Consider the following 10,058-nt stretch of genomic DNA (forward strand, 5'->3'; position numbering starts at 1 on the left):
CGCGCTCGCGCCGGCCGGAAGTCGCATCGAAGCGAACCAGTTCAAGGGCCGAAGGGAATCATGTCGATCATCGCCAACGACGCGAATCACGAGGCCCGCCGCGCCGACCCCGTGTCGCCCGGACCGCAGACGGCGCCGCGGCGGCCGCTGTCGCCCGGACAGCGCCGCGCCTGGTTCCTGCAGACCCGTGACCCCGATGACAGCACGCTGAACATTCCGGTGGCCTACCGGATGCGCGGACCGCTGGACACCGAACAGCTCTGCGCGGCAGTGGAGTCGATCGTCGAGCGGCAGGACGTGCTGCGCACCACCTACGGGCTGGACTCGGATGGCGAGCCGTACCAGGTGGTGCGCACGGATCTACCGTTCCAATGGCAGGAACACGACCTGTCCGCGCTGTCCGAGGATCCCGCGCGCCGGCGCGTCGAGGTGCTGACCCGGCGGGCTCTGGCCCGGCCGTTCGATCCGACCGCCGAGGCGCCACTGCGCATCACGCTGATCCGCCGGGGTCCGCAGGATCATCTGCTCCTGCTGGTGGCGCATACGATCGCCTGGGACGACGAATCGGCGTCGGTGTTCGCCGGCGAGTTGACCGCGAGATACAACGGCACACCACTTCCACCGCCGCCGGTCCGGTCCGACGCGGACCCGGCCGGCGAGGACAGCGTGGGTATGGAGTACTGGCGCCGGGTGCTGCGACCGCTACCCGACGCGCTGGAACTACCGGGCAGGCCCGTCGCGCGAGCGGCGGGTCCGGATACCGCCGCGCATATCTCGGTGCCGCTGCCGCCGGACCTGCTCGGGCGGGTGCGCGGTATCGCCACGGCGTACGAGGTGGACGATTCGGCGGTGCTGCTCGCCGCCTTCGCGGCGCTGATCCATCGCTATACGGCCACCGACGATTTCCTGGTGGCCGTACCGGCCGGGCTGCGCGGCCCCCGCGAATCCGCGACGATCGGATACTTCGGCAACACCTTGCTCATCCGGGCCACACCGCGACCGGCGGCCACCTTCGCGGAGTTCCTCGGCGATCTCGGGCAGACGGTGACCGGCGGGCTGGCCCATCGGGATATCGGTATCGATCGGGTGGTGCACGCGGTCAATCCCGACCGCACCGGGGCCCGGGACGGACTGGAACAGATGGCACGGATCGGTTTCGGGGTACGCCCGCCGATCGCCGTCCCGGAGTTGGACGGTGTGACCACCACGGTGGAGACGTTCGGCTCGCCGGTCGTGCCGGTCCCGCTGCGGGTCACGGTGGTACTCGATGAGCGGCAGCCGCGGCTGGAAGCCGATCACCGGCCCGCCCAGCTGGACGGGCCGCTGGTCCAACAGCTGCTCGGCCACTACGTCCAGCTGCTCGGCAGCGCGGTGGACGATCCGGGGGTTCGGCTCGGTGATCTCGACCTCTTCGGTGAGCAGGACCGGGCCCGGTTGCTGGCGCGGTCACACGGCGAACTGGTGGCCGCGGCCCCCTCGACGCTGGTCTCGCTGGTCGAGGATCGGGTCGCGCGTGAGGACAGTGCCACCGCCGTGGTGGCACCGGGGACCGGCGGGGATCCCGACCTCGAGCTGAGCTACGCGGCACTGAACATCCGCGCCAACCGGCTGGCCCGCTGGCTAGCCGGACAGGGGATCGGTACCGAGGACCTCGTCGCCCTGCGTATCGCGAACTCGGTCGAATTCGTGGTGGCGGTCCTCGCTGTGCTCAAGGCGGGCGCCGCCTACCTCCCCATCGACCCCTCCTATCCCGAACAGCGCATCGATTTCCTGGACGCCGACGCGCGGCCGCGGCTGGTGCTCGGCCGGGTGGAGCTGGCGACCGCCGAGGCGAGCGCCGCCGGTCTGCCGGACCACGATCTCGGCGACGCCGAACGACTGCGGCCGCTGCGTCCGGACAATCTGGCCTACGTCATCTACACATCGGGTTCCACCGGAACCCCGAAGGGCGTCGGGGTCTCGCACGCGGCGATCGCCGATCACCTGCTCGGGTTCGGCGCCGAATGGGATATGACCGCGGACGACCGGCTCTTGCAGTCCTCGTCGGTGAGTTTCGACGCTTCCCTGCTGGATATCTTCGTGACCTTGAGCCTCGGCGCGTGCCTGGTGGTACCGAAACCCGAGGCGCTGCGCGATATCCCCTACGTCTCCGATCTGATCACCCGGCACGGGGTGACGGTGCTGCATATGGTGCCCTCGTTGCTGAGCACCTTTCTCATGCTGCCGGAGGTGACCGAATGGCGGGCGCTACGCCGGGTCCCGGTCGGTGGCGAGGCACTGCTCGGCGAGGTGGCCGATCGGTTCGCCGGGGTCTTCGATGCCGAACTGCGCAACCACTACGGCCCGACCGAGGGCGTGGTCTCGGCCACCCACCTCACGGTCCGGGGGCCGCAGGGCACCAGGATCGTCCCGGTGGGCGTGCCCAACCGCAATGTGTACGTGTACCTGTTCGACGACCGGCTGCAATTGGTGCCCGACGGGGTGATCGGGGAGATCTACCTCGGTGGCGCGCAGTTGGCCCGCGGCTATCTGCATCGGTGCGGGCTCACCGCCGAGCGGTTCGTGGCCGATCCTTTCCTGCCCGGGCAGCGGTTGTACCGGACCGGAGATCTGGCGCGGCGCAACAGTGCCGGTGAGATCGAATTCGTCGGGCGCGCCGACGAACAGGTGAAGGTGCGGGGGTATCGGATCGAATCGGGTGAGGTGCAGGCGGCATTGTCCGCGCATCCGGGCGTCGGCGCGTGCGCGGTGGTGGCGTTCCAGGATCCGGCGACCGGTACGGCCCTGGCCGCCTATCTCGTTCCCGCCGCGGGTGAGCTGGATGTGGCCGAGGTCCGGGGGTACGCGGCGAGATCGCTTCCGGACTACATGCTGCCCACGGCCTGGGCGGTGATCGACGAGATCCCGCTGACCGAGCACGGCAAGCTCGACAAACGGGCCCTGCCCGCGCCGCAGCGTTTCGGCACCGCGCGGGTCCGACCGCCGGGCACACCCACCGAGACGCGGCTGGCCGCGCTGTTCGGGGAGATCTTCGGGTGTGAGGGTGTGGGCGCGCACGATTCGTTCTTCGAACTCGGCGGCCATTCGCTGCTGGCGAATCGGCTGGTACTGCTGATCCGGGAGGAATTCGGCGTCACCGTCGATGTCCGGGCGCTGTTCGACGAGCCGACCGTGGCGGGGCTGGCGGCCGTGATCGAGGCGACCCCGGTCCTACGTTCGGGGCGGCCGGAACTGGATCGCCGGCCCCGGCCCGAACGTATTCCGCTGTCCTACAACCAGCGTGCGGTCCCCGGGCCCGGTGTGGTCCGGCTGGCGGCTCGGCTGGACGGTCCCCTCGACCGCGCCGCGCTGACCGCCGCTTTCGGTGATGTCTACGCGCGGTACGAGATCCTGCGCACCGTCTTCGCCGGCGACGGGGCCGCGCGGTATCAGGTGGTGCTGCCGGAATCGGCCGCCGAACTACTGTGCACCGAAATGGACGAGGCCGGCCTGGCGGCTGCGCTGTCCGCGCCGGTCGAATCGGATCGGGCGTCGGGCCCCCTCGTACAAACCCGGCTCTTCGTGCTCGGTGCGGACCGGTACGCGCTGCTGCTCACCGCCGATCGGCTGGTGGCCGACGATCGGTCGCTGCGGATCCTGCTCACCGATCTCGCCACCGCCTATCGCAGCCGGGCCGGGGCGGGTGCGGCACCGCGGTGGGCGGGGCCGGCGGTCGACTACGCCGACTACGTGCTGTGGCAGCTTGCCGTCGTCGAATCGGCGGGGCCCCAGCTGGAGCAGTGGCGGGCCACGCTCGCCGGACTGCCGGAAGTCGCGGTGCCGGATCGGGGCGCGGTGGCCGAGATCCGGTCGGCGGAATTCGAGGTGCCCGTCGGGCTGCGCCGCCGGTTGCGGGCCCACGCCGAAACGGTGGGTGCCTCCGAATACATGCTCTATCAAGCCGTGGTGGCGGCGCTGTTGCACGCGCTCGGCGCGGGTACCGATATCGCCCTGGGCGCGCCGCTGTCCGGCCGGGCCGACAATATGGTCGCCGAGGTGGTCGGTCCGCTGTCGGCGGGCGTGGTGCTGCGCCACGATCTGTCGGGTGATCCGACCCTGCGTACGGTGCTGGACCGGGCCCGGGCGACCGCGCTCGGTATCTACGGCAGCCGGGATATGGTGATCGACGCGATCGCGACCGCGGTACGCCCGGGGCGGTCGGCGTACGAGCTCTGCCGGGCGGTGGTCGATTTCAGCGAGTATCCGTGGCCCGCGCAGGCCTGGCTCGGGGACGAGGTCGCGGTCCAGGTGCTGGAGACCGGTGCCGATCCGGTGCACCGGCTGGTCTTCGCGTTCGGGTCCACGGCCGCCGGTGCGCTGCGGGTGGCCGTGCACGCCGCCGCCGGGGCATCCGGCCCGGCCGCGGTCGAGCTGCTCGCGCAGCAGCTCGAGCGGCTGTTGGCCGCGTTCGTCGATGCCCCGGATGTACCGGCGTCGGAGGCGGTTCCGGTCGACGCCGGTCTGTGGTGGGCGGCCGACGATGGTCCCGCACCGGTCTGACCTTGATGTGTTCCGGATTATGGAGCTAAGTCTGCACAACGCTTCCGGCATCGTTTAGGATAGGCTAACTTATCTCGGCGAGGCGCCGACGCAGCTGTCCGTGCCTCCTCGGGGATTCGATCAGTGAGCTGAGGATCGCAATGCCAGATTCGCTCGTGCAGCAGCCGGATACGCAGGACATCGCCGTACCGCCCGAGCGGACCGGGGCGAGCCGCGCGGTGCCGCTGTCGCTGTCGCAACAGGCGGCGCTGCTACCGGAACGATTGCGCGGTCCGGCGGGTCAGGGTGGATCCCCGGTACCGAATCTGTTCCTCGCGGTCGAGATCACCGGCGGGCTGGATCCCGCCGTCCTGGATCGCGCGGCCGTCGCGCTGCTCGCCGAGCACGAGATTCTGCGCAGCGTTTTCCCCGACGATCGCCGGATGCCGTACCAGAAGCCGTTGCCCGTACCGGAATCGGTGCTGGAGATCGCACGGGAAGTGGCCGATGAGGCCGCACTGGTCGCGGCGCTCGCCGGAGACGCCGGGCACCGGTTCGATCCGGTACGGCGGATACCGGTGCGGCTGCGGCTGTACCGGCAGCCCGGACGCGATGTTCTCACCGTCGCCGTGCACCCGGTCGCGGCGGACAACCGTGCTCTGGATCTGATCGTCACCGGTCTGTTCGCCCGCTACACCGGCGAATCCGCGCCCGACCCGGGGCAGTACCGCGAGCACGCCGCCGCCCAGCTGCGCAATCTCGCCGCGACCGCGGCCGACGATCCGGCCCTCGCCTACTGGACCGACCGGCTGTCGGACATTCCCGAGCGGACGCCTGTGATCACCGTGGGCGCCGGCGGCGGTCTCGCGCACCGCACGGTGGAACTGCCCACGGAGATCATCGGGTCGCCGGCGGTCCCCGGTGCGGAGAGCGCGCCGATACTAGCCCTGGCTGCCGCCGCCCTGCGCGGCGCCGGGCTCGGCGACGATATCGTGATCGGACTCGCCGACCCCGCGCGGACCGCGGAAACCGCGCAGGTGATCGGCAATTTCACCAACTACCTGGCGATTCGGCTGGACGCCGCCGACGGGACCGCGCGTGCTTCGATCGACCGGGCGGCCGCGGCCGTCGTGACGGCACGGGAGTTTGCCGGTCCGCGTATCGAACGACTGACTCATCTGCTGCGCGGACATGCCGTCCCGGCCGCGGGCGGGCTGTTCCAGGCCCAGGTCCAGATCCGTTCCGACGGACCGCTCGCGCTCGAGGGCCACGGGCTGGCCGTCCGGGAGATCGGGCGGCAGGTGGCGCGCCCCTACGGCGTGGACATCGTCTTCGATATCGTCCCGGCCGCCGGTTCCACCGCGGTGCATATCGTCTTCCCGCCCCAGCTGGCGGGCCGCCCCGAGATCGATGCGTTCGCCGCCGGTTTCGCGCAGCGCGCCGCCGCGTGGGCCGCCGATCCCGGCACTCCGATCGGAATCGACGACGCGGCGCCCGCGCTGTTCGCCGCGGCGGCCGAGGGATTCGTGTTCATGACCTCCGGGCTGGGTGGTCCGCCGCGGTCGGACGCCGAACGAGTGATCGCCGCGGCGATCCGCACCGTGCTCGACCTGGACGAGGACGACGAGGTGGGCCGCGAGGACACCTTCTTCTCGCTCGGTGGGGACAGTATCGCCGCACTGCGAATGGTCACCGATCTGGCCGAGCAGGGGTACACCCTCGACGTCCAGACCGTTTTCGGTCATCCGGCCCTGCACGATCTGGCCCGGCTACTCGAGCGGGACGAGACGCATACGGATGCCGGTGCGGCGGCCGACCGGGCGCCCGCGGTTTCCCCGATGGGTGCCTCGGGGCTGGACGCCGCGACATTGAGTGCGCTGGGAAAGAAGTTCGGCGCTCGCTGAGCGCCCGCGGACATTTCCCGGTCGCCTCGACGGTGGCCGGGCGGTAGGTCCGGATCGGCTCGATTTCTGATTCGCCGCAGGTGGATCGGCATTCCTGGCCGATCGCCGGTTGACGATCCGGAGGTTCCCCAGTGCTGGGCACTTCCGCTATTGTTAGGCAAGGCTTGCCTATATTCTCGGTAGGTTCTTGCGGTTGAGGAGTGGGATGCTCGACAAATCCGAGGTACGCGACGTGGTGGCGGCAGCCATCGGCGTACCGCCCGAGTCGGTGGGCTACGAAGACGATCTCGTCGGCCTGGGCATGCATTCGATGCAGCTCATGAAACTGTCCGCGACCTGGCGCAAACAGGGGCGCGAGGTCCGGAGCTCGGAGCTGGCGCTGGAGCCGACCATCGCTGCGTGGACCCGCCTGCTGGCGGCGGCCGAACCCGCCGCGCCGGTCGCGAGGCAGGCCGCCGCCGAATCCGTGGAACCGGGCGGTGAATTCGGCCTGGCGACCATGCAGCACGCGTACTGGATGGGCAGGCGGGGGGATCAGCGGCTCGGTGGGGTCGCCGCGCATCTGTATGTCGAATTCGACGGTCACGGGGTGCGCGCGGACCGGCTGGAACGTGCGGTGGCCCGCCTCGTCGCCCGCCACGACCAGCTGCGTGCGCAATTTCTCGACAGCGGCACCCAGCGGGTACTGCCGGCGCCGCCACAGCTCTTCGGAACGGTCGACCTGACCGGATCTGCCGATCCGGATGCGGAACTGGAGCGGTTGCGCCAGGACAAGAGTCATCAGCGGATGGACGTCGAACAGGGCCGGGTGGTTGATATCACCTTGAGCCTGCTGCCCGGCGGGCGGCATCGGCTGCACCTGGATGTGGATATGCTCGCCGCGGACGCGCAGAGCTATCGGCGGATCCTCGACGATCTGGCGCGTCTCTACGAAACCGATACCGGCAGCCTCGAACCCATCGGCTACACCTTCCGCGATTATCTCGCCGACAAGGAACGCACCGCCGCGGACAACACTGCCGATCGGGAGTGGTGGGCCGAGCGGCTGGGTGATATGCCGGATATTCCGGCGCTACCGGTGGTCCCGGAGACCGAGCGCGCCGATCCGACCCGCAGTATCCGGTTGCACCACTGGTTCGACGCCGACACCAGGGCACGGTTGCAGCGCCATGCCTACGGCAACGGGGTCACCCCGGCGGTCGCGCTGGCGACCGTTTTCGCCGAGGTGATCGCACGCTGGTCGGTGCGGCAGCGCTTCCTGCTCAATATCCCGCTGTTCGCGCGTGAACCGCTGCACGACGAGATCGACTCCGTGGTAGGTGATTTCACCAATTCGGTGCTGGTGGATGTCGACGCCACCCGGCCCGAATCGATGACGGCCCGGGCCGAACGGCTTCAGCGCGCTCTGCACACCTGTGCCGCCCACGCGCGATACGAGGGTCTGGACGTCCTGCGTGATCTCGGCCGGCTGCGCGGTGCCCCGGTGACCCCGTCGGTGGTCTTCACCTCGGGGCTCGACCTCGGGGAGCTGTTCTCCGACCGGGTCACCCGGATCTTCGGGGAACCGGTGTGGATCCTGTCGCAGGGGCCGCAGGTCGATCTGGACGCGCAGGTCGCGGAGGTGGGCGGCGGACTACTGGTGAACTGGGACATCCGGCGCGACGCGTTGCCCGAGGGCGTCGCGGCGGCGATGTTCGACCAGTTCCGGTCCATCCTGGACTCCCTGGCGGAGCCGGATGCCGACTGGTCGGCGCCCCTGGCGATCACGCTCCCCGAGCAGCAGCGCGCGGTCCGCGGCGCGGCCAACGAGACCGCCGCGGACTTCGGCCCACGGACTCTGCACGAATCGTTCTTCGAACAGGCGGAGCGCGATCCGCACCGCACCGCACTCGGCTGGCGTTCGGGTTCACTCACCTACGGCGAACTGGCCGGACAGGCACTGGCGGTGGCCGGTGCGCTGCGCGCGGCCGGTGTGCGGCCCGGCGCCACCGTCGCGGTGATCGTGCCCAAGGGATACCGGCAGATCCCCGCGGTGCTGGGTGTCCTGGCGGCGGGCGCGACCTATCTGCCGATCGGCACCGGACAACCGGCGGCGCGACGGGAGCGGATCCTGCGGCGCGGCGGCGCCCGGGTCGCGCTGGTGGACGGCGCTACCGAACTACCGGACGAGGTGACCGCGTTGCCGCTGGAGCGGGCGCTGTCCGGAACCCCACTCGCGCGGCCGCGTGACACCGATACCGACGGAGTGGCGTATGTGCTGTTCACCTCCGGTTCCACCGGTGAACCGAAAGGTGTGGAGGTAGGCCATCGCGCGGCGGCGAACACCATCGATGCCATCGGCGCGCACTTCGGGCTCGATTCCGGCGATCGCACGATCGCGCTGTCCTCGCTCGAATTCGATCTGTCCGTTTTCGATATCTTCGCCCCGCTCGCGCTCGGGGGTGCCGTGGTCTGTGTCGACGATGCCACCGAACGCGACGCGATGGCGTGGAGTGCGCTGATCGAGCAGCACGCGGTCACCGTGGTGAACTGCGCGCCGGGTCTGGTCGCGATGCTGGCCGATACCGCCACCGCCGACCGGCTGGCTTCGGTGCGCCTGGTGATCACCGGTGGCGACCGGGTGCAGGCCGAGTTGGGCCACCGGCTGCGTGCTCTCGTGCCGGGACTGCGCTTCGCCGGTCTCGGCGGGACCACCGAAACCGCCATTCACTCCACCGTCTACGAGGTCACCGACGAGTTCCCGGCCGGATGGGCCACTGTTCCCTACGGTGTGCCGCTGGCGAATGTGGCGCTGCGGGTGGTGAACGAACGTGGTGAGGACTGCCCGGACCAGGTGCTGGGCGAGTTGTGGATCGGCGGGCTGAGCGTGGCCGACGGCTATCGCGGCGATCCCGGGCGCACCGCCGACCGGTTCGTCGAACTCGACGGAACACGCTGGTACCGCACCGGAGATCTGGCTCGCTATCTGCCCGGTGGCACGGTGGAATTCCTCGGCCGGGCCGACCACCAGGTCAAGATCCGCGGCTATCGGGTCGAACTCGGTGAAGTGGAATCGGCGCTCGCTTCGCTTCCGGATATCCGTGCGGCCGTCGCACTGGTCACCGGGTCCGGCCGGTTGGTGGCGGCTGCGGTCGCCACACCGGGTGCCGACCCGGTCGACCCCGCCGCATGGCTCGGGGAACTGCTGCCCGCGCATATGATTCCCGAATCGGTCCGGCTCCTGGACGAGATGCCGCTGACCGCGAACGGCAAATCCGATCGCGCCGCGATCCGCTCGCTGTTCGCCGACGCCGATACCGCATCCACGGCCGGCTATATCGAACCCGACGACGATATCGAGGCGGCCCTCGCCTATATCGCGGCCCAGGTACTGGGTCTACCGCGACTCGGTGTGGAAACCGATTTCTTCGACGCCGGTGGTAACTCGATTCTGGCGACGACCCTCACCGCCAGGATCCGCAGCCTGCTCGCGGTCACCGATTTCGGAGTGACGGTGGTGCTGGAGGCGCGGACCGTGCGTGGGATCGGCACAGTGTTGCGGGCCGCGGACACTTCCGGGCGGCTGGCGCGGGTGGCGCGCATTCTGCTGGAGGTCGCCGCTGTCGGTGCTTCCGAGGGTATGGAGGTCGCCTGATC

The 10,058-nt window shown here is 70.0% G+C and carries 3 protein-coding genes; all 3 read left to right on the plus strand.

What is annotated here, in order from left to right; genetic code table 11:
• Positions 1-60: 60 nt before the first annotated feature.
• Positions 61-4,539, plus strand: coding sequence for a non-ribosomal peptide synthetase (locus tag IEY68_RS20945; protein ID WP_058857031.1), 4,479 nt, complete (start codon positions 61-63; stop codon positions 4,537-4,539).
• 140 nt (positions 4,540-4,679) lie between these two features.
• On the plus strand, positions 4,680-6,422 hold the full coding sequence (locus tag IEY68_RS20950) for a condensation domain-containing protein (protein ID WP_058857030.1): 1,743 nt from the start codon (positions 4,680-4,682) through the stop codon (positions 6,420-6,422).
• Positions 6,423-6,627: 205 nt separating this feature from the next.
• Positions 6,628-10,056, plus strand: coding sequence for a non-ribosomal peptide synthetase (locus IEY68_RS20955; RefSeq protein ID WP_058857029.1), 3,429 nt, complete (start codon positions 6,628-6,630; stop codon positions 10,054-10,056).
• Positions 10,057-10,058: the final 2 nt, after the last annotated feature.

It is taken from the genome of Nocardia jinanensis, from assembly GCF_014645735.1.
GTDB lineage: Bacteria > Actinomycetota > Actinomycetes > Mycobacteriales > Mycobacteriaceae > Nocardia > Nocardia jinanensis.